Below are 18,965 nucleotides of genomic sequence, written 5' to 3'. Positions count from 1 at the left end.
CGTCAACCCTGGTTGACGCGACGGTGCGGGGGCCGGTCCGCGAACCGCTCCGCCAGAAACTCCTCGAAGGTGATCCGACCCGCCGGAAGGCCCGCCCCGTGCCCCGCTCCATGCCCCGCCCCGTGGCCCGGCACCAGGTTCCCGCCCGCCCGCAGCGCCTTCGCCGCACCGCCCGGCACCGGCGCCCGCAGCACCGGCCGCCGCCGGCCCCGGGCCCGCAGGAACTCCGCCGCCAGCGCCTCCACCGGCCGCACCTGCGGCCCGCCGAAGTCCGCCGCCCGCCCGGCCGGAGGGCCCTCCGCGAGGTCGGCGAGCCGCCCCGCCACGTCCCGTACGTCCACCGGCTGGAAGGCGACCCCGCGCGGCACCACCAGCACCGGCGCCTTCGACAGGCCGTCCAGCAGCCGCAGCACCAGGTCGTGGAACTGGGTGGCCCGCAGCACCGTCCACCCCAGCCCGGACTCCGCCACCAGCCGCTCGCACTGCGCCTTCGCCCGGTAGTAACCGAGCGGCACCTCGTCCACCCCGACGATCGACACGTACAGCAGGTGCTCCGTCCCGGCCGCACGGGCCGCCTCCACCAGCCGGCGGGTGGCGTCCACGTCGCGCTTCCCGTGGGTGGTCGCGCAGTGCACCACCGCCCGGGCCCCGGCCAGCGCGGCGTCCAGCCCGCGCCCCGTGAGCAGGTCCCCGACCGCCCAGCCGTGCTCACCCGGGGTGTGCGCCCGCCGGCTCAGCACCCGCACCGGGCACCCCCGCGACAGCAGCCGGCGCACCACCACCCGCCCCAGCGTCCCCGTCCCGCCGGTCACGAGTATCGGCCGCGTCTCCTCGCCCCAGTGCTCCGCCACTCCCCCAGCCTGCCCCGCGCCCCCGCCCCCGGCAGCCCGACCCGGGCACCCGGGGGAACGGGGCGGCTACCCGGGCAGCGGCCAGGTCTCCCCGATCCGCTCGGCGTAGTTCCAGGTGCCGCCGCAGATCTCGGCCCCGAGGGTCGGGTCCCCGACGGTGAAGCGGTCCGCGAAGCCGGCGGCCAGCACGGCCGGGTCGCCCTCGGGCACCACCAACCCGACCTGGAGCTGCACCTCGCACGGCCGGCCGTCGACGTACTGCCCGGCGGGCCGGTGGTGGAAGACCACCGTGACCAGGTCCGGCTCGGACGGCGCGGTACTGATGAAGTCGATCCCGCACCGACGGTCGGCCAACGCCCCCGCCCGCCACCCGAGTTCGACCTCCAGCAGCCGGGCGACGCTCCGCGCGGGCCAGTGCTCGACCCCCTCCCCTGCCCGCTCGACCTCCGCCAGGTACGTCCCGGCGTCGAACCGGTACCCGGGCAGCTCCGGGGCCGGGGTGACGGGATTGCGCCACCCGTCCCAGTGCACGGTGTCGCCCTCCCGGCGGATCGTCACGTACAGCGCGCCGCAGCAGTCCTCGCTGCACCCGAGGATCTGCAGGCGGACCTCCCGGGGCCCGGGGCCCGGCAGCAGGGGGCTGTACGGGCCGAGCAGGAAGGTCGGATGCGGGCCCGACAGTGAAGCGAAGTAGTGCCCGTCGAACCCGGTGGTCAGCAGATCCCGCCCGTCGACCAGGAACCGGAGCTCCGGCCGCCCCCGCACCGGGCGCTCCCCGACCCGCAGCTCCAACCGGTTCCTCGGTGTCTCATCCACCGGGGCATTGTGCCCCGCGCCCATGGCGGTGCCCACCGGTTTTCCGGCCCGCGCGCTTCGGGGCGGAGGCTCCTTGTCGACGGGACCCGACCGGCCGGATGATCGACCCATGTCCATGGACCGAGGCACTTTCGACCGCGTTCCCGTGCGCGCGCTGTTTCCCCGGCTGTCCGCTGCCGCCGTCGAATCGCTGGAGCACTCGGCCCGCACCGTTGACGCGGCTCGGCCCCGGGGCGCCGCAGCGGTGTGGGAGTGGGCACCGGAGCACGCGGTCTTCACGGGTCCGCAGTCCCGGACCTGGGTGATCCTCCTGCTGGACGTCGTCCGGCCGGCCGGGGTGAGCGACTGGCTGGAGTTCCTGCTCCAGGTGGGCTGGACGGACCAGGGCCGGCACGAGGTGACCGCTTCGGTGAACGTGGGCTGCTGGTGCGAGACCGATCACGGCACCCACGACGTGGACGCCCTCGGGTTCGCCGTCGACGACGACGTCCCGCTGGCCCGGGCTTTCGAAGCGTGCGCCGAGCGCATGGCGGGATGGCTGGCCGAGCCCCGGGACGCGGACTTCTGGCGCGCCCGGGAGGGTCTGCCGCCCCGCCGCCCCTGAGGGCCCGGACAAGCACACGGCGCGGGGCGCCGACCGGAATTCCGGTCGGCGCCCCGCGGGGTGGCGGTGCGTCAGCTGCAGCCGCTGGTGGAGCCGCAGCCCTCGCAGAGGTAGCAGCTGCCGGCGCGGCGCATCTTGGTGCCGCAGGAGAAGCAGAGCGGGGCGTCGGCGTTCAGGCCGAGGCGGATCTCGGCGAGTTCCGTGGAGTTGTGGGCGGCGGCGGCCGGGGCCTTGGGCGGCTGGACCAGGGGGAGCGCGGTGTGCGGCTTCTCCGGGGCGAGCGGGGCGGACTGGGCCAGCGACTCGATGTCGACGTCCTCCTCGATCGGCTCGTAGGAGCCGGTCTCCAGGTGCCGGGTGCGCTCCTCGACGGAGTGGATGCCCAGCGCGGAGCGGGTCTCGAAGGGCAGGAAGTCGAGGGCCAGGCGGCGGAAGATGTAGTCGACGATCGACTGCGCCATCCGCACGTCCGGGTCGTCGGTCAGACCGGCCGGCTCGAAGCGCATGTTGGTGAACTTGGCGACGTACGTCTCCAGCGGGACGCCGTACTGCAGGCCGACCGAGACGGCGATGGAGAAGGCGTCCATCATGCCCGCGAGGGTCGAGCCCTGCTTGGACATCTTCAGGAAGACCTCGCCGAGGCCGTCGTCCGGGTAGGAGTTGGCGGTCATGTAGCCCTCGGCGCCGCCCACCGTGAAGGAGGTGGTGATGCCGGGGCGGCCCTTGGGCAGGCGCTTGCGGGTCGGCCGGTACTCGACCACCTTCTCCACCGCGGGGGCCGGGGCGGGGGCCGAAGTGGCCGCCGGGGTCTTGGTCTTGGCCGAGAGCGGCTGGCCGACCTTGCAGTTGTCGCGGTAGATCGCCAGCGCCTTGACGCCGAGCTTCCACGCCTCGAAGTAGATCTCCTCGACGTCCTCGACGGTGGCGTTCTCCGGCATGTTGACGGTCTTGGAGATGGCGCCGGAGATCCACGGCTGGATCGCGGCCATCATCCGGACGTGGCCCATCGGAGAGATCGACCGCTCGCCCATCGCGCAGTCGAACACCTCGTAGTGGGCGGTCTTCAGCCCGGGCGCGTCGATGACGTTCCCGTGCTCGGCGATGTGCGCGACGATCGCCTCGACCTGCTCGTCCTGGTAGCCGAGGCGCTTCAGGGCGCGCGGCACGGTGCCGTTGACGATCTGCATCGAGCCGCCGCCGACCAGCTTCTTGAACTTGACCAGGGCCAGGTCGGGTTCGACGCCGGTGGTGTCGCAGTCCATCATCAGGCCGATGGTGCCGGTCGGGGCGAGCACGGACGCCTGCGCGTTGCGGAAGCCGTTGCGCTCGCCGAGCCGGACCACGTCGGCCCAGGTGTCGTTGGCGACCGCCCACACCGGGGCGTCCAGGTCGTCCAGCGGGGCGACCGCGGCCGAGGCGTCGGCGTGCTGCTGCATGACCCGCTTGTGCGGGGCCGCGTTGCGGGCGTAGCCGTCGTACGGGCCGACCACGGCGGCGAGTTCGGCGGAGCGGCGGTAGGCGGTGCCGGTCATCAGCGAGCTGATCGCGCCGGCCAGCGCGCGGCCGCCCGCGGAGTCGTAGGCGTGGCCGGTGGCCATCAGCAGGGCGCCGAGGTTGGCGTAGCCGATGCCGAGCTGGCGGTAGGCGCGGGTGGTCTCGGCGATCTTCTCGGTCGGGAAGTCGGCGAAGCAGATCGAGATGTCCATCGCGGTGATGACCAGCTCGACGACCTTGGCGAAGCGCTCGGCGTCGAAGCTGTCGTCGTCGCGGAGGAACTTCATCAGGTTCAGCGAGGCCAGGTTGCAGCTGGAGTTGTCCAGGTGCATGTACTCGGAGCACGGGTTGGAGGCGTTGATCCGGCCGGACTCGGGGCAGGTGTGCCAGTGGTTGATCACCGAGTCGTACTGGATGCCCGGGTCGGCGCAGGCCCACGCGGCCTCGGCCATCTTGCGGAACAGGCCCTTGGCGTCGACGGTCTCGATGACCTCGCCGGTCATCCGGCCGCGCAGGCCGAAGGTGGTGCCGTTCTCCACCGCGGTCATGAACTCGTCGTTCACGCGGACCGAGTTGTTGGCGTTCTGGTACTGGACGGAGGTGATGTCGTCGCCGCCCAGGTCCATGTCGAACCCGGCGTCGCGCAGCGCGCGGATCTTCTCCTCCTCCTTCACCTTGGTCTCGATGAAGGCCTCGACGTCCGGGTGGTCGACGTCCAGCACGACCATCTTGGCGGCCCGGCGGGTCGCGCCGCCGGACTTGATGGTGCCGGCCGAGGCGTCGGCGCCGCGCATGAAAGAGACCGGGCCGGAGGCGTTGCCGCCGGAGGAGAGCAGTTCCTTGGAGGAGCGGATCCGGGACAGGTTCAGGCCCGCGCCCGAACCGCCCTTGAAGATCATGCCCTCTTCCTTGTACCAGTCGAGGATCGAGTCCATCGAGTCGTCGACGGACAGGATGAAGCAGGCCGAGACCTGCTGCGGCTGCGGGGTGCCGACGTTGAACCAGACCGGCGAGTTGAAGCTGAACACCTGGTGGAGGAGGGCGTGGGTCAGCTCGTGCTCGAAGATCTCGGCGTCGTCCGGGGTGGCGAAGTAGCCGTGCTTCTCGCCGGCGGCGCGGTACGTCAGCACCACCCGGTCGATGATCTGCTTCAGGCTCCACTCGCGCTGCGGGGTGCCGACCGCGCCGCGGAAGTACTTGCTGGTGACGATGTTGACCGCGTTGACCGACCAGAAGTCGGGGAACTCGACGCCGCGCTGCTCGAAGTTGATCGAGCCGTCCCGCCAGTTGGTCATCACGACGTCGCGGCGCTCCCAGGTGACCGCGTCGTACGGGTGGACCCCAGGGGTGGTGTGGATGCGCTCCAGCCGCAGTCCGGCCTTGGGGCCCTTGGCTCCCTTGGCAGCCTTGTCCGACTTCGACCCTCGTGCGGACCCGCTCGTGGTGTCTGTCACTGCTCCTGCTCCTCCTCCTGGGCAAACGCCCGAAGTGCCCGGAAAAGTCCGGACACGACTGGTTCGTTCCGTCCGCGCGCGGGCAGGGGCGAACCCCGCCACGGCACACGGGCACTACTCGGGTGAATCACGCAAAAACGCAAGAAACGCACAACGCAAGAAATGCAAGAAACGTACGACATGCAAAAAGAGCGCCGGCGAGCGCCCGAAATCCGCCGCTAGGGCACGGGCACCGGCTCGGGGGCCGCCGGACGGCCGGAGCGGAGCTCCGCGATCGCCGCCTCGAAGTCCTCCAGGTTGTCGAAGGCGCGGTAGACCGAGGCGAACCGCAGGTACGCCACCACGTCCAGGTCCTTCAGGGGGCCGAGTATGGCCAGTCCGACGTCGTGCGTCGAGAGTTCGGCGCTGCCGCTGGCCCGGACGCACTCCTCGACCCGCTGGCCGAGCTGGGCCAGCGCGTCCTCGGTGACGGGGCGGCCCTGGCAGGCCTTGCGGACGCCGGAGATGACCTTCTCCCGGGAGAAGGGCTCGGTGACGCCGCTGCGCTTGATCACCATCAGGGTCGCGGTCTCGACGGTGGTGAACCGCCGACCGCAGTCGGGGCACTGCCGGCGGCGGCGGATCGAGCTCCCGTCGTCGCTGGCCCGGCTGTCCACGACCCGGCTGTCCTGATGCCGGCAGAAGGGGCAGTGCACCTGGAACTCCCTCCCTGCAACCCGACGGCGAACGACTCGCACCACTCTACCCGAACACAACACCTGTGCCCGATCGAGGAGACTAGCCACTAGATCTAGTGGCTGGCATGGCGCCACGCCGGAGGGACCCGGTGATTCCGGGGACAGCGCGCGGGGTGGCGCCATAGACTGTTCGAGTCGAACACGCAATCGACTTACACCCGGAGGCTTGATCAAGTCAGCCGACCTCGAATAAGTTCACTCGAACGTGTGTTTGGCGCAACCTTTCGATAGGGGGGCCAGTTGAGCTGGGCAGTTGGAGCACCAGCCGACGAGAGGGTCGCCGCGATGTCCACCCCCAGCGCCACCAGCGTCATGCACACCGTCGAAGCCAAGACCGCCATCCCGGTGCAGGAGCGTTCCGCGCGCACCACCGACCAGGAGAGCCTGGATCCGACCATGAGCCGTAGCCAGCCGATCGAGGAAGCCCCGCTCGGTGCGTCCACCCCCGTCGTGCGCTCCCTCCCCGGCCGCCCCCCCGGCATCCGCACCGACGAGGCCGGCCTGACGGAGCGTCAGCGCCGCGTCATCGAGGTGATCCGGGACTCCGTCCAGCGCCGCGGCTACCCGCCGTCCATGCGGGAGATCGGGCAGGCCGTCGGCCTCTCCTCCACCTCCTCGGTGGCGCACCAGCTGATGGCGCTGGAGCGCAAGGGCTTCCTCCGCCGCGACCCGCACCGCCCCCGGGCGTACGAGGTGCGCGGGGTCGAGGTGGCCCGCCCGGTCGCGGCGGAGACCTCCGGCCGGCCGTCCACCTCCTACGTGCCGCTGGTCGGCCGGATCGCGGCCGGCGGCCCGATCCTGGCCGAGCAGACGGTGGAGGACGTGTTCCCGCTGCCCCGCCAACTCGTCGGCGAGGGCGAGCTGTTCGCGCTCACCGTCAAGGGCGACTCGATGATCGAGGCCGCGATCTGCGACGGCGACTGGGTGACGGTCCGCCGCCAGCCCGTCGCCGAGAACGGCGACATCGTCGCGGCGATGATCGACGGCGAGGCCACGGTGAAGCGCCTCAAGCGCGAGGACGGCAAGATCTGGCTGATGCCGCACAACGCGGCGTACGAGCCGATCCCGGGCGACAACGCGACCATCCTCGGCAAGGTGGTGGCGGTCCTCCGCCGCCTCTGAACACGCCCGGACGCATGCGAGAGGGCCCGCACCCCCGAGGGGGTGCGGGCCCTCCGCCGTCTCACGAAGCAGCCGTTTCCCGAAGCAGCCGTTTCCCGAAGCAGCCGCCGCTCAGCGCTGCTTGACCGGCGGGGCCGCGGCGTCGATCGCGGCGAGCGAGCGGCGGACCTGGTTGCGGTCGGTGGTGTACCAGAAGTCCGGCATCGAGGCGCGGAAGAAGCTGCCGTAGCGGGCGGTGGCCAGCCGGGGGTCGAGGACGGCGACGACGCCCTTGTCCTCGGCGGCCCGGACCAGCCGGCCCGCGCCCTGCGCCATCAGCAGCGCGGCGTGCGTCGCGGCGACCGCCATGAAGCCGTTGCCGCCGTGCGCCTCGACGTCCTTCTGCCGGGCGCTCATCAGCGGGTCGTCGGGGCGCGGGAACGGGATCCGGTCCATCACGACCAGCTGGCAGGCCGAGCCGGGCACGTCGACGCCCTGCCAGAGCGACAGGGTGCCGAACAGGCAGGTGGCGGCGTCGGCGGCGAATGCCTTGATCAGTTCGCCGAGGGTGTCCTCGCCCTGGAGCAGGATCGGCACGTCCAGCCTGGTCCGGAGCTCCTCGGCGGCGGCCTGGGCGGCCCGCATCGAGGAGAACAGGCCGAGGGTGCGGCCGCCGGCCGCGCCGATCAGCTCGGTGAGCTCGTCCAGCATCTCGGGGCGGTCGGGCTCCCGGCCGGGCGGCGGCAGGTGCTTGGCGACGTAGAGGATGCCCTGCTTGGGGTAGGTGAACGGGGAGCCGACGTCCAGCCCGCGCCAGTACGGCGGGGCGTCCTCGCCGGTCTCGACGGCCGGGCCGTCGGGGGTGCGGGTGTCGGGGAGCCGACTCTCCGCGGGCAGGCCGAGCGAGCCGGCCACGCCGTTGAAGTCGCCGCCGAGCTTGAGGGTGGCGGAGGTCAGGACGACCGAGCGGTCCCGGTAGAGGTTCTCCCGGAGCAGGCCGGAGACCGAGAGCGGGGCGACCCGCAGCGAGGCGGTGCCGGGGCCGAAGCGGTCCGAGCGCTCGACCCAGACCACGTCGTACTCGGAGTCCTCCAGCAGGCGTTCGGCGGTCTCGTGCAGGGTCTCGGCGGAGGCCATCGCCTGCTTGCGGACGGCGTCCTCGTCGCTGAGGCCCTTGTCCCGGGTCTCGCCGAGCGAGGTGATCACCAGGCGGCTGGCGTCCCGGATCGCGGCCACCGCGTAGCCGAGGTACTCGGGCAGCTCGTCGAGCTGGCCGGGCTGGGCGGTCTCCATCAGGCCGTGGTAGTTCTCGGCGGCGGCCTGCAGCGCGTCCACCGCCTTCTCGTTGGCGAGCTTGGCGGCCCGCTTCACGGCCCGGTTGACGGCGCCGACGGTGAGCTCGGCGGTGGCCGCGCCGGTGACCCGGTTCACCAGCTCGTGCGCCTCGTCGATGATCAGCAGGCCGTGCTCGGGGAGGACGGGGGCGCCCTCGATCGCGTCGATCGCCAGCATGGCGTGGTTGGTCACCACCACGTCGGCCAGCTTGGCGCGCTCCCGGGCCTGCTCGGCGAAGCACTCCTGGCCGTAGGCGCAGCGGGTGGCGCCCAGGCACTCGTTGGAGGTGACGGAGAGCTGGGCCCAGGCCTTGTCGGAGACGCCGGGGCTGAGGTCGTCGCGGTCGCCGGTCTCGGTCTCCTCGGCCCAGTCGCGCAGCCGCAGCACGTCCTTGCCGAGCTTGCCGGTGGGGCCGCCGAGCGCCTCGACCGGGTCGAACAGGCCCTCGCCCTCGTCGCTCGGGGTGCCCTCGTTGGCCCGGTGCAGGCACAGGTAGTTGGAGCGGCCCTTGAGCATGGCGAACAGCGGGCGGCGGCGCAGCACCGGGTGCAGGGCCTCGACGGTGCGCGGCAGGTCGCGCTCGACCAGCTGGCGCTGGAGGGCGAGGGTGGCGGTGGCGATCACCACCCGGTCGCCGTGGGCGAGGGCGGGCACCAGGTAGGCGAGGGACTTGCCGGTGCCGGTGCCGGCCTGGACGAGCAGGTGCTCGCCCTCGTCGACGGCGGCGGCGACGGCCTCGGCCATCCGGACCTGCCCGGGGCGCTCCACGCCGCCGACGGACTCGACGGCGGCGTGCAGCAGCTCGGGGATGCGGGAGGCGGGGACCGGCGCGGGGGCTTCGGCCGTCTCCGGGCCGCCGGGCAGGGGTTCGGTGTCGTTCGTCATGACGACCCCCAGCCTACGGGGCGGGAGTGACAATCCGGTCCCGCTGGACGGGGAGGTGGGCGGTGCTGTGCAGCGGGTTGTCGACCCGGCCGTGCACGGCGGCGTGCGGGCGGTCCGGGCGGTCCCGGTAGCCGTCGAGCAGCAGCCGGTTGCGGTTCAGGCAGAGCCGGTCGATCCGCGGCGTGAAAAGGTCGAACAGCCGGTGGCGGTCGGCGAGTTCGGGGAAGCGGCGCTGGCAGTCCAGGATCACTTCCCGCAGCAGTTCCCAGAACTCGTGCTCGGGCAGGCCGAGTTGGTCCTCCAGCAGCGGGGCGAGGTAGCGGTGGACGCCGATGAACAGGCCGGAGTGCAGGAACTGGCAGAGGTAGTCGGGGTCCTCCCGGTTGAGCACCCCGGCGATCTCGGCGGGCAGGCCGTCGAGTTCGGGCAGCGGCCGGTCGCTGAGGTTGACGTCGTCGACGAAGTCCTTGACGGCGAGCCGGACCGGGACGTCGTTCGCGTCGAAGACCACGATGGCGTTCTCGCCGTGCGGGGAGAACACCAGGCCGTAGCGGTAGAGGAAGTGCAGCAGCGGCGGCAGCATGCCGGTGAACAGCCGGCGCACCCACTCCCGGGGCTCCAGGCCGGAGCGGGCGACGAGTTCGGCGGCCAGGGCGCGGCCGTCGGAGCCGGTCTGCAGCAGCGCGGCGAGGGTGCGGCCCCGCTCCCCCGGTTCGAGGTAGCGGCCGAGGGGTTCGCGCCAGATCGCGCCGAGCAGTTCCTTGTACTGGTAGGGCGCGTCCGGCAGGTCGCGGTAGAGCGGGTGCTCGACGGTGACGGAGGCGATCTCGCCGAGCAGGATGACCCGGCACTCGTCGCGCAGGTAGGGGTCCCGGTCGCGCAGGCCGTGGATCCAGGCGGTGACGGCGGGGGCGGCGAGCGCGCGCTCGGTGGGCAGGCCGCGCCAGACCAGGGTGTTGAGGATGGCGAGCGGCAGTTTGACGGTGCAGCGCTCGGGGCGGGAGACGTTGAAGAAGGAGCGGATCGACTGCTGGGGCAGCCGTAGGTCGCCGTCGCTGGGCAGCGGGACGATCCGGCCGTCGGCGATCCACGGCGCGAACAGGCCGACCACGGTCTCGTCCCACTGCCAGGGGTGTACCGGCAGCAGGTGGAACTCGTCGGCGCGGTCGCCGAGCTGGCGGCGGAAGGCGGGGTCGAGCTCGGTGTCGTAGATGGCCGGGTCGCCGCGGAACTCGGCCAGGCTCTTGTGCACGGCGAGCCAGGGCAGGGTGCGCGGGAGCCGGGCCTCGGGGCTCCAGCCGGCCGCGTCGGTGGCGGAGAAGCCGAGTCGGCCCTTGTTGGCGACGATCCACGGGTGGCCGGTCTGCCGGCCCTCCAGGGCGGTGTGGTCGAGGTCGGCGAGGGCGGCGGCGGGCAGCGCGGTGGCGTGCAGGTGGGCGTCGGCGATCAGGGTGGCGGTGAGTTCGCGGACCAGGTGGCCGGTGGTGTCGCCGCTCAGGCCGAGGACGTGCCGGGCCTGCTGGAGGAAGCGCAGCGGGTCGGTGCCGCCCTCGATCGAGTCCGGGTCGACCCGCCAGCTGCCGTAGGCGCCCCGCCGGGCGGTGAACCGGTAGTCGGCGTCCGGGAGTTCGACCAGGTAGTGGTCGCCGGCCGGGCGCGGGTGGAGCAGTTCCTCGTAGGCGAACTCGCCGAGCAGTTTGGCGAGCATGGCGCGTCCGGCGGCCTGCCAGTGCTCGGGGGTGAGCTGGGGTGGCAGGTGGAGGGCGGGGTCAGCGGCTGGCTGCGGCACGCTCGTTTCCTTCCAGGGGTCGCGGGAGCACCGGGTCGACGGCTGCTGCGGCGGGTGGGAGAAAGCTGGTCCAGGCGGTGCGGTGGGGCAGCGGGTGCAGGGTCTTGCCCGCGACGGCGTTGAGGATCACGGCGGCGCGGTGGGCACCGAGTCCGAGGTCCGGGGTGCCGACTCCGTGAGTGTGCAGCTCCGCGTTCTGGACGTACAGACCGCCGGTGAGTTCCGGCCGGGTGGCGACCCGGTGGTCGAGGTCGACCCGGTAGCGGCCGCGGTCGTCCCAGTCGATCAGGTCGGCGATCGGGTCGAGCGCGGCGGGGCGGACCGCCCGGTAGCCGGTGGCGAGCACCACGGCGTCGGTGCGGACCGAGTGGCGGCGGCCGGAGTCGCCGTGCCGGCAGTGCAGTTCGAGGCCGTCGCCGGGGCCCCGGCCGGCCGCGGTGACGGCGGTGCCGGGGAGGATCTCGACGGGTTCGGCGTCGATCGGGCGGCCGACGGTGCGCTCGTACAGGTGGTCGTGGATCTCGGCCAGGGTCTCGGCGCTGGCGGCCTTGTGCAGCTGCCACTGGGCGGGCACGAGGGCGTCCCGGGCCTGCTCGGGCAGGCCGTGGAAGTACCGGGTGTAGTCGGGGGTGAACTGCTCCAGTCCGAGCTTGGAGTACTCCATCGGGGCGATCGCCCTGGTCCGGGTGAGCCAGCGCAGCCGGGTGCCGTCGCCGGCCCGGCGGCGCAGCAGGTCGAGGAAGACCTCGGCGCCGGACTGGCCGGAGCCGACCACGGTGATGTCCCGTGCGCCGTCCAGTGCTTGACGGCTGATCAGGTAGTCGGCGGAGTGCAGCACGGCGGGGTGGTCCGCCAGCGGGGCGAAGGCCTCGGGGCGGACGGGTTCGGTACCGGTGCCGAGGACCAGGTTGCGGGCGTGCTGGACGGCGCCGGCCGCGTGCACCCGGTAGAGCCGCCGGCCGGCGTCCCAGTGGACGGCGGTGACGGGGCTGTCGAAGCGGCAGTTGGGGAGCCGTTCGGCGGCCCACCGGCAGTAGTGGTCGTACTCGCGGCGGGGCAGTTGGAAGCGTTCGGCGAAGTAGAACGGGAACAGCCGCTGCCGGTCGCGCAGGTAGTTGAGGAAGGACCACGGGTTGGTGGGGTCGACCAGGGTGACCAGGTCGGCGAGGAACGGGACCTGCATCCGGGCGCCGTCCACGAGCATGCCGGGGTGCCAGCGGAACTCGGGCCTGGCGTCCAGGAACAGCGCGCTGATCGTCTCGACCCGGTCGGCGAGCGCGGCCAGCGAGAGGTTGAACGGGCCGATGCCGACGCCGATCAGGTCGTACGGCTCGGGCGGTCGGCCCGTCGGGTCGTCGTGGGCAGTCATGGGGTCCTGTGGGTCCTAGGCGTCCGCGCGCCGGCGGATCATCAGGGCGGCGCGCTTGTCGGGCAGGTCGAGGTCGGTGGTGCGGGTGAACCCGGCGCGGGCGAACGCCCGGATCGACGGGGTGTTGCGGACGTCGGGTTCGGCGAGCACCCGGGTGCAGCGGGGTTCGTCCCGCAGCAGCCGGGTGGCGAGGGCGTCGAGGAGCCGGGCGGCCAGGCCCCGGCCGCGGGCCCCGGGGGCGAGCAGCAGGTGCAGGCCGAGGTCGTGCGGGCGGGCCGGGTAGTGCGCGGCCAGCGGGTCGAAGTCGGCCCGGTAGAGCTCGAAGTAGCCGGTGGGTTCGCCCGCCAGCAGGGCGAGCAGGGGGAGGCTGCGGCCGTCGCCGTCGAGCTGGGCCGCGAGGTGCGCGGCGGTGGTCCCCGGCGGTCCGGCCAGCCCCCACCAGCGGTCGGTGCCGGGGTCGTTCATCCAGCCGGTGAGCAGGTCGAGGTCCGCGGGCGGGGCCACGGGGCGCAGGACGAGTTCACCGGCGGGGGTGGCGATCGGGCCGGGCGCGGTCAGCACGCCCGGGCCACCGGGTTGTCGATCTCGACGTACACCGACTGGGTCTCGACCGGGCCGACCAGTTCGTCCAGGCCGTGCAGCCGGGTCAGCAGGTTGGCCTTGCAGCGCAGGGTGGGGGCGTCCAGCAGGTGGGCGGGCAGCGCGGAGCCGGTGGCGGTGGCGGCGGGGCCGGCCAGGAAGCGGCGCAGCGCGGCCAGCAGCAGCTGCTCGTCGGCGAGGCCCTGGGAGCCGAGGGCGCCGATCAGGCCGAGCACGTGGTTGATGCCGAGGTAGTAGGCGAAGCGCTCGTCGGCGACCGGGTCGGGGACGAAGGTGTCGCTGTGCGCGCCGAGGCCGGGCAGCAGGGCGTGCAGGCGGTCGGCGTGCGAGGCGCGGAAGTAGTAGCCCTGGTTGTCGCGGTAGCGGCCGCCGGTGGGCCAGCCCTGCGCGTCCAGCAGGACCAGGCTGTTCTGCTGGTGGGCCTCCAGGGCGATGCCGGCCCGGCCGTCCAGCCAGAGGATCGGCAGCACGACGGCGTCCAGGTAGCGGAGGAACCACTCGGTGGCGACGGTCGGGCCGGGGCGGCCGGTGCGGGCGGCCAACTCGACGATGAGGTCGGCGAGTTGCGAGGCGAGTCGCGATTCGTTCCGGCCGACGGGCCGTTCGGCGACCAGGCCGGCCACGCAGAGCGCCCGGTCGGCGGGCCCGAACGGGAGCTGCCGCAGCACGGTGTCCAGGCCGTTGGGGTCGGCGAGCGCGGGGTGGTCGACGCCGATCCAGGCCGGGTCTCGGAGGATGTCGAAGCCGGGGTGGGCGGCCCGCCAGCGCGCGCCGAGGCCGGCCTCCAGCAGCCGGTGCACCTCGACGCCCCGGTGCAGCTCCTTGCGGAGGTTCTCCCGGCGGGAGTTGGTGATCCGCAGGCCGAGCGAGAGCTTGAGCATCCACGGGGTGCCGGGGCGGCAGACCGTCCGCACCGAGCTGGTCGGGTGCCAGGGCTCGCCGTGCTGGCCGAGGTCGGTGAGCAGGCCCTGTTCCAGCAGCTCGGCCGCGGCCGGGCGGAGCGCCAGCTCGCGGGCCTGCCAGGGGTGCAGCGGCAGCGCGGCGGTGCCGCCGGGCAGCGCGCCGCCGTACAGCTCGGCGGTGAGCTGCTCGGCGGGGGTGCCGGTGGCGGAGTCGGCGGCCAGCAGCGAGCGGTCGACCGCCCACCAGTGCAGCCGGAACGAGCCGTGCAGCTCTGGGGAGTACGCGGCGGACTGGGCGGGGCCGAGGCCGTCGCGGCTCTTCGGGGTGGGGTGCAGCGGGTGGCCGAGCAGCAGCGCCTGCTCGGCGCGCAGGAACGGGTCGGCGGGGGCGGCGGGGAGCGCCCGGCGGTGGGCGAGGATCTCCGCGGTGCGGCCCACCGAGTCCGCCACCCGGGCGGTCAGGTCGGCGAGTTGGCCGGGTTCGGGGCGGCCGGTGGCGCCCGCGACCAGGGCGGCCACGGTGACGGCGTCGACGGGGTGCTCGGCGCTGCCGGTGGAGACCGCGGCCGGGCCGAACCGGTGCCAGCCGCAGGCCGACCAGTGCCGCACCGGTGCGGAGAGCTCGGCGGCCCCGCCGAGCACCGGGATGCGCAGCAGGTCGCCGTCCGGGCGGGCGGCCGCGGTCTCCCGGGCCCAGCAGCGCAACAGGCTCTCGGTGGCGGCGTGTTCGGCGGCGACGGCCGGGTCCGGGTCGAGCAGCGGGTCCGGGTCGGGGTGCCCGGCCGCCGGCCGGACGGCCGGGGGAACGCCGGTGAGGGTGGTGGCCAAATCCGCTCCTTGAGCCGCGCGATTGCCTACAGGTAAGGGTTACCTATCTCCGGAGCCCGGGCACAAGATCGGCTCACTCGATCCGGTGAGTTTCGAGCGATCACTCACCCATCGGTGTGACGGCGCGGCATTCTGACGGACCGTCATCGTCACGGTTCGGCGACCGCCCGACGGCGGAACCGCACCGGCCGCCCGCCCGGTCCGCCCCGGATGGGAGACTGTCCCCCGGGGAGAAGTCCGTTCACGGGGGGATCGATGACTGGGGCACGGGGGGTGGTGGCCGCGCTGACCGCGGCCGCCGTACTGGTCGGCGGGGCGACCGCCTGCACCTCGGGGGGCGGCGGCGGGGGGCCGCGCGGCCTGGCCGAGCTGCGGAACTGGGGGTTCGCCGACTGGGACGCCTGGGCGGAGCGGCACGCCTTCCGCAACCCGCCGGCGCCGGACGCCTGGAGCGCCGACCGGATGGACCAGGCGCCGCCGCGGCAGCCCGAACCGGCGGCGGCGGGCCCGGAGACCACGCTCCCGTCCGCGTCGCCGTCCACGGCCCCGTCACCGTCCGCCCCGCCGTCGGCAGCCGTACCGGCCGTGCAGGCCGAACCGGTGCCGCGCCCGTACACCAGCTACCCGGCGTCCGGGAAGGTCTTCATGACCGCGCCGAACGGGGGCACCGGGCAGTGCTCGGCCACCGTGGTCGCCGACCCGGCCCACCCGGGCCGGAGCGACCTGGTGTGGACGGCCGCGCACTGCGTGCACGAGGGCAAGGGCGGCGACTGGTACAAGAACCTGGTGTTCGTCCCGGCCTACAACAGCTCCGGCGCGGCCAGCAACCGGCAGAAGGCCACGGTGGCGCAGGTCGCCCCGCTCGGCCAGTGGTGGGCGGACCAGGTGGTCACCTCGCCGCTGTGGACGGTCGAGGGCGGCCGGGGCGGGGACGCCGCCAACCAGTACGACTTCGCCGTGATCCGGGTGCACGGCCCGGCGGGCGAGACCCGCTCGCTGGAGGAGGTGATCGGCACCGCCGTGCCGGTCTGGTTCGACGCCCCGCGCGAGCAGCTCGCCGTCCAGGCCTGGGGGTACCCGGCGGTCGCCCCGTTCGACGGGCAGGAGTTGGAGCGCTGCGACTCCGGCCGCCCCGGCTCGCGCAGCTTCGACCCGGCCCGGCCCGCGATGCTGGTGATCGGCTGCACCATGACCGGCGGCGCCTCCGGCGGCGGCTGGTTCGCGGACGGCCCGGACGGCCGGCAGCGGCTGGTCAGCAACACCTCGCTCGGCACCCAGGCGCACGCCGCGCTGAACGGCCCCTACCTGGAGGGCGTGGCCCGCCAGGCGCTCGACTACATCGCGCGGAAGTGACCGGCCGCCGGGGCCACCCGCTCCGCCACCGAACACACAGACAGCGAACGCACAGACACCGATCGACCGACACCGACTGACACCGACCGACCAGCACCGAACGCACGGGGGAACGCCCATGTCCGCACCGCACCACCGCCCGCCGCACCGGGCCAGGACCGCCGCCGCGGCCGCCCTGGTGACCGTCCTCGCCCTGACCACCGCCGCCTGCCAGGGCCAGAGCCCGCACCCGGTGCCGCCCGCGGGGTCCTCGCTGCCGCCGGTCGAGCTGAGCGACATCCAGGACTTCATCGCCAAGGTGCCGTCCTGGAAGGCCGACGACTGGTCCAAGTGGGCCGCCAAGAACGGCTTCACGCCGGAGGACATCGAGGCCGTCCGGAACTTCTGGGACCACAAGAAGGTCGACGACGCCAAGGGCATCGACACGCCCACCGCCGACACCTCGAAGGTCCGCACGCCCACCGCGAAGGAGGTGGTGTTCCCGAGCCTGATCCGGGCCCGTCCGCAGGCCCACCCGTACGACCCGGGCACCGCCGTGGTCGGGAAGATGCTGGTGGAGACCGACGAGGGCCTCGGCCACTGCTCCGGCACCGTGGTCTCCGACCCGAGCAACCCCGGCAAGAGCAACCTGGTGTGGACGGCCGCGCACTGCGTGCACGGCGGCAAGGACGGCAAGCCGTTCCGGAACCTGGCCTTCATCCCGGCCTACAACCGCTCGGGGGCGCTCAGCAACGGCAGGAAGCAGACCGCGCCCGACGCCGACCGGGCGCCGCTGGGGATCTGGGTCTCCAACAACTTCTACGTGATGCCGCAGTGGACCAAGGAGGGCCTGCACTACGGGAACCCGGCCAGCCAGTTCGACTTCGCGGTGGTCCGGGTCGTCCCGCCGAAGGGCTCGACCCGCTCGCTGGAGGAGACCGTCGGCGGCTCGGTCCCGGTCTGGTTCGGCGCCCAGCCGGAGGACATCGCCTCGCCCTCCGCGTACGGCTACCCCGCGGCCACCCCGTTCGACGGCGTCGAGCTGGAGCACTGCGACTCCGCGCCCAAGCCGACCCCGTTCGTCTTCGACCGCTCGCGCCCGCCGATGCTCTCGATCGGCTGCAACATGACCGGCGGCTCCTCCGGCGGCGGCTGGTTCACCCGCAAGGACGGGAAGATCGTGCTGTTCTCCAACACCTCGATCGGCAACGACATCTGGCTGGCCGGCCCCAACCTGGGCCCGGACGCCAAGCGGATGTTCGACGCCTTCCAGCAGACCCGGTAGGGCCGGGAACGGCGGAGCGGGGGCGCCGGGACGACCCCGGTGCCCCCGCTCCTCGTTGCGGCACTCGCGCGACCTACGCGGCGACAGCCGTGCAGCTCTCCAGCTCGGCGGCCAGCGTGGCCGCGACCTTGGCGTGCAGCAGGGTGCCCTCCGCGGTGTGCTCGGTGGAGATCAGCTCGCCCTCCGCGTGCACCCGGGAGACCAGGTCGCCGCGGGTGTACGGGACCAGGACCTTGACCTCCACCGAGGGGCGGGGCAGTTCCCGGTCGATCAGTTCGAGCAGTTCCTCGATGCCCTGGCCGCTGCGGGCCGACACCACGATGGCGTGCGGCTCGCGGCGCAGCAGGCGCTGCAGGACCGCCGGGTCCGCCGCGTCGGCCTTGTTGATCACCACGATCTCCGGCACGTTCTGCGCGTCGACCGAGACGATGACCTCGCGGACCGCGGCCAGCTGGGTCTCCGGCTCGGGGTGCGAGCCGTCCACCACGTGCAGGATCAGGTCGGCGTCGCCGACCTCCTCCATGGTGGAGCGGAACGCCTCGACCAGGTGGTGCGGCAGGTGCCGGACGAAGCCGACCGTGTCGGCCAGGGTGTAGACCCGGCCGCTCGGGGTCTGCGCGCGGCGGACCGTCGGGTCCAGGGTGGCGAACAGGGCGTTCTCCACCAGGACGCCGGCCCCGGTGAGCCGGTTGAGCAGCGAGGACTTGCCGGCGTTGGTGTAGCCGGCGATGGCCACCGAGGGCACCTGGTGGCGACGCCGCTCCTGCCGCTTGGTGTCGCGGCCCTTCTTCATCTCGGCGATCTCCCGGCGGAGCTTCGCCATCTTCTCGCGGATCCGGCGCCGGTCGGTCTCGATCTTGGTCTCACCGGGACCGCGGGTGGCCATGCCGCCGCCCGAGGAGCCGGAGCCACCGCCACCCATCTGCCGGGACAGCGACTGACCCCAGCCGCGCAGGCGGGGCAGCATGTACTGCATCTGCGCGAGCGAGACCTGCGCCTTGCCCTCCCGGGACTTGGCGTGCTGGGCGAAGATGTCCAGGATCAGGGCGGTGCGGTCGACCACCTTGACCTTGACCACGTCCTCCAGGTGGATCAGCTGGCCGGGCGTCAGCTCACCGTCGCAGACCACGGTGTCGGCGCCGGTGGAGGCGACGATGTCGCGCAGCTCCTGGGCCTTGCCGGAGCCGATGTAGGTGGCCGCGTCGGGCTTGTCGCGGCGCTGGATCACCCCGTCCAGGACCTCGGAGCCGGCCGTCTCGGCGAGGGCGGCGAGCTCGGCCATCGAGTTCTCCGCCTCCTCGAGCGTGCCGTCCGTCCACACGCCGACGAGGACCACGCGCTCCAGGCGGAGCTGGCGGTACTCGACCTCGGTGACGTCCTGGAGTTCGGTGGAGAGGCCGTGCACGCGCCGCAGGGCGGCGCGCTCGGAGCGGTCGTACTGCGCTCCGTCGTAGTCGTTGCCGAGGCCCTCGTCGATCGCCGCGAGGTCCTCGTCCATCAGGGCTTCCGCCTTGAGGTCGGCGAGCCGGTTGGCGGACTCGCTCGATCGGGTGCGGCTGTCGAACGTGGAGGTCATTGCGTCC

The 18,965-nt window shown here is 73.2% G+C and carries 14 protein-coding genes; 4 read left to right on the top strand and 10 right to left on the bottom strand.

The features are described from left to right. Positions 1–2: 2 nt before the first annotated feature. Positions 3–851, bottom strand: coding sequence for an SDR family oxidoreductase (locus tag ACIOHG_RS25425; protein WP_400953907.1), 849 nt, complete (start codon positions 849–851; stop codon positions 3–5). Between the two features lie 66 nt (positions 852–917). Next, positions 918–1,667 carry a hypothetical protein gene (locus tag ACIOHG_RS25420; protein ID WP_400953906.1) on the bottom strand — a complete coding sequence of 250 codons (750 nt, stop codon included), beginning with the start codon at positions 1,665–1,667 and terminating at the stop codon, positions 918–920. A 109-nt stretch (positions 1,668–1,776) separates the two neighbouring features. Between ACIOHG_RS25420 and ACIOHG_RS25415 the strand changes: the two genes are divergently transcribed. After that, positions 1,777–2,271, top strand: a complete 495-nt coding sequence (locus tag ACIOHG_RS25415) for a hypothetical protein (protein ID WP_400953905.1) — start codon at positions 1,777–1,779, stop codon at positions 2,269–2,271. A gap of 71 nt (positions 2,272–2,342) precedes the next feature. Here the strand turns inward: ACIOHG_RS25415 and ACIOHG_RS25410 are convergent, their stop codons facing one another. After that, positions 2,343–5,219, bottom strand: a complete 2,877-nt coding sequence (locus tag ACIOHG_RS25410; protein ID WP_400953904.1) for a vitamin B12-dependent ribonucleotide reductase — start codon at positions 5,217–5,219, stop codon at positions 2,343–2,345. A 218-nt stretch (positions 5,220–5,437) separates the two neighbouring features. Next, positions 5,438–5,914, bottom strand: coding sequence for a transcriptional regulator NrdR (gene nrdR / locus ACIOHG_RS25405; protein ID WP_400953903.1), 477 nt, complete (start codon positions 5,912–5,914; stop codon positions 5,438–5,440). A gap of 438 nt (positions 5,915–6,352) precedes the next feature. On the opposite strand from nrdR, the gene lexA reads away from it, so the two are divergent. Further along, on the top strand, positions 6,353–7,078 hold the full coding sequence (lexA, locus tag ACIOHG_RS25400) for a transcriptional repressor LexA (RefSeq protein ID WP_400953961.1): 726 nt from the start codon (positions 6,353–6,355) through the stop codon (positions 7,076–7,078). A 111-nt stretch (positions 7,079–7,189) separates the two neighbouring features. Here the strand turns inward: lexA and ACIOHG_RS25395 are convergent, their stop codons facing one another. The 5 genes from ACIOHG_RS25395 to ACIOHG_RS25375 are packed head-to-tail and all read right to left on the bottom strand — an operon-like array spanning position 7,190 to position 14,765. After that, positions 7,190–9,277, bottom strand: coding sequence for an ATP-dependent DNA helicase (locus ACIOHG_RS25395; RefSeq protein WP_400953902.1), 2,088 nt, complete (start codon positions 9,275–9,277; stop codon positions 7,190–7,192). A gap of 13 nt (positions 9,278–9,290) precedes the next feature. Further along, on the bottom strand, positions 9,291–11,066 hold the full coding sequence (locus ACIOHG_RS25390) for an IucA/IucC family protein (RefSeq protein ID WP_400953901.1): 1,776 nt from the start codon (positions 11,064–11,066) through the stop codon (positions 9,291–9,293). Beyond that, on the bottom strand, positions 11,047–12,435 hold the full coding sequence (locus ACIOHG_RS25385) for a lysine N(6)-hydroxylase/L-ornithine N(5)-oxygenase family protein (RefSeq protein ID WP_400953900.1): 1,389 nt from the start codon (positions 12,433–12,435) through the stop codon (positions 11,047–11,049). The genes ACIOHG_RS25390 and ACIOHG_RS25385 overlap by 20 nt, the downstream gene beginning before the upstream one ends. Before the next feature lie 15 nt (positions 12,436–12,450). Next, a complete protein-coding gene (locus ACIOHG_RS25380; RefSeq protein WP_400953899.1) occupies positions 12,451–12,996 on the bottom strand; it encodes a GNAT family N-acetyltransferase in 546 nt (181 codons plus the stop codon). Continuing rightward, positions 12,990–14,765 (bottom strand): IucA/IucC family protein, encoded by a 1,776-nt coding sequence (locus tag ACIOHG_RS25375; protein ID WP_400953898.1) that lies wholly within the window; start codon positions 14,763–14,765, stop codon positions 12,990–12,992. The genes ACIOHG_RS25380 and ACIOHG_RS25375 overlap by 7 nt, the downstream gene beginning before the upstream one ends. Before the next feature lie 255 nt (positions 14,766–15,020). Here ACIOHG_RS25375 and ACIOHG_RS25370 point away from each other — a divergent pair, with 255 nt between their 5' ends. Both ACIOHG_RS25370 and ACIOHG_RS25365 read left to right on the top strand, forming a co-directional pair. Further along, positions 15,021–16,118, top strand: coding sequence for a trypsin-like serine peptidase (locus tag ACIOHG_RS25370; protein ID WP_400953897.1), 1,098 nt, complete (start codon positions 15,021–15,023; stop codon positions 16,116–16,118). Between the two features lie 118 nt (positions 16,119–16,236). Continuing rightward, positions 16,237–17,382 carry a trypsin-like serine peptidase gene (locus ACIOHG_RS25365; protein ID WP_400953896.1) on the top strand — a complete coding sequence of 382 codons (1,146 nt, stop codon included), beginning with the start codon at positions 16,237–16,239 and terminating at the stop codon, positions 17,380–17,382. Positions 17,383–17,455: 73 nt separating this feature from the next. On the opposite strand, the gene hflX is transcribed toward ACIOHG_RS25365, so the two are convergent. Further along, positions 17,456–18,958 (bottom strand): GTPase HflX, encoded by a 1,503-nt coding sequence (hflX, locus tag ACIOHG_RS25360; RefSeq protein WP_400953895.1) that lies wholly within the window; start codon positions 18,956–18,958, stop codon positions 17,456–17,458. Positions 18,959–18,965 lie beyond the last annotated feature (7 nt).

It is taken from the genome of Kitasatospora sp. NPDC088134, from assembly GCF_044741705.1.
GTDB lineage: Bacteria > Actinomycetota > Actinomycetes > Streptomycetales > Streptomycetaceae > Kitasatospora.
Note: the sequence above shows the minus strand (reverse complement) of the source record. Positions and strands in the feature narration are given on the sequence as shown.

Excerpts from the sequence above, each read along its gene's own strand:
- ACIOHG_RS25415 (WP_400953905.1), top strand. The coding sequence starts at position 1,777 with ATGTCCATGGACCGAGGCACTTTCGACCGCGTTCCCGTGCGCGCGCTG.
- lexA (WP_400953961.1), top strand. The coding sequence starts at position 6,353 with ATGAGCCGTAGCCAGCCGATCGAGGAAGCCCCGCTCGGTGCGTCCACC.
- ACIOHG_RS25395 (WP_400953902.1), bottom strand. The coding sequence starts at position 9,277 with ATGACGAACGACACCGAACCCCTGCCCGGCGGCCCGGAGACGGCCGAA.
- ACIOHG_RS25385 (WP_400953900.1), bottom strand. The coding sequence starts at position 12,435 with ATGACTGCCCACGACGACCCGACGGGCCGACCGCCCGAGCCGTACGAC.
- ACIOHG_RS25370 (WP_400953897.1), top strand. The coding sequence starts at position 15,021 with ATGACTGGGGCACGGGGGGTGGTGGCCGCGCTGACCGCGGCCGCCGTA.
- ACIOHG_RS25365 (WP_400953896.1), top strand. The coding sequence starts at position 16,237 with ATGTCCGCACCGCACCACCGCCCGCCGCACCGGGCCAGGACCGCCGCC.
- hflX (WP_400953895.1), bottom strand. The coding sequence starts at position 18,958 with ATGACCTCCACGTTCGACAGCCGCACCCGATCGAGCGAGTCCGCCAAC.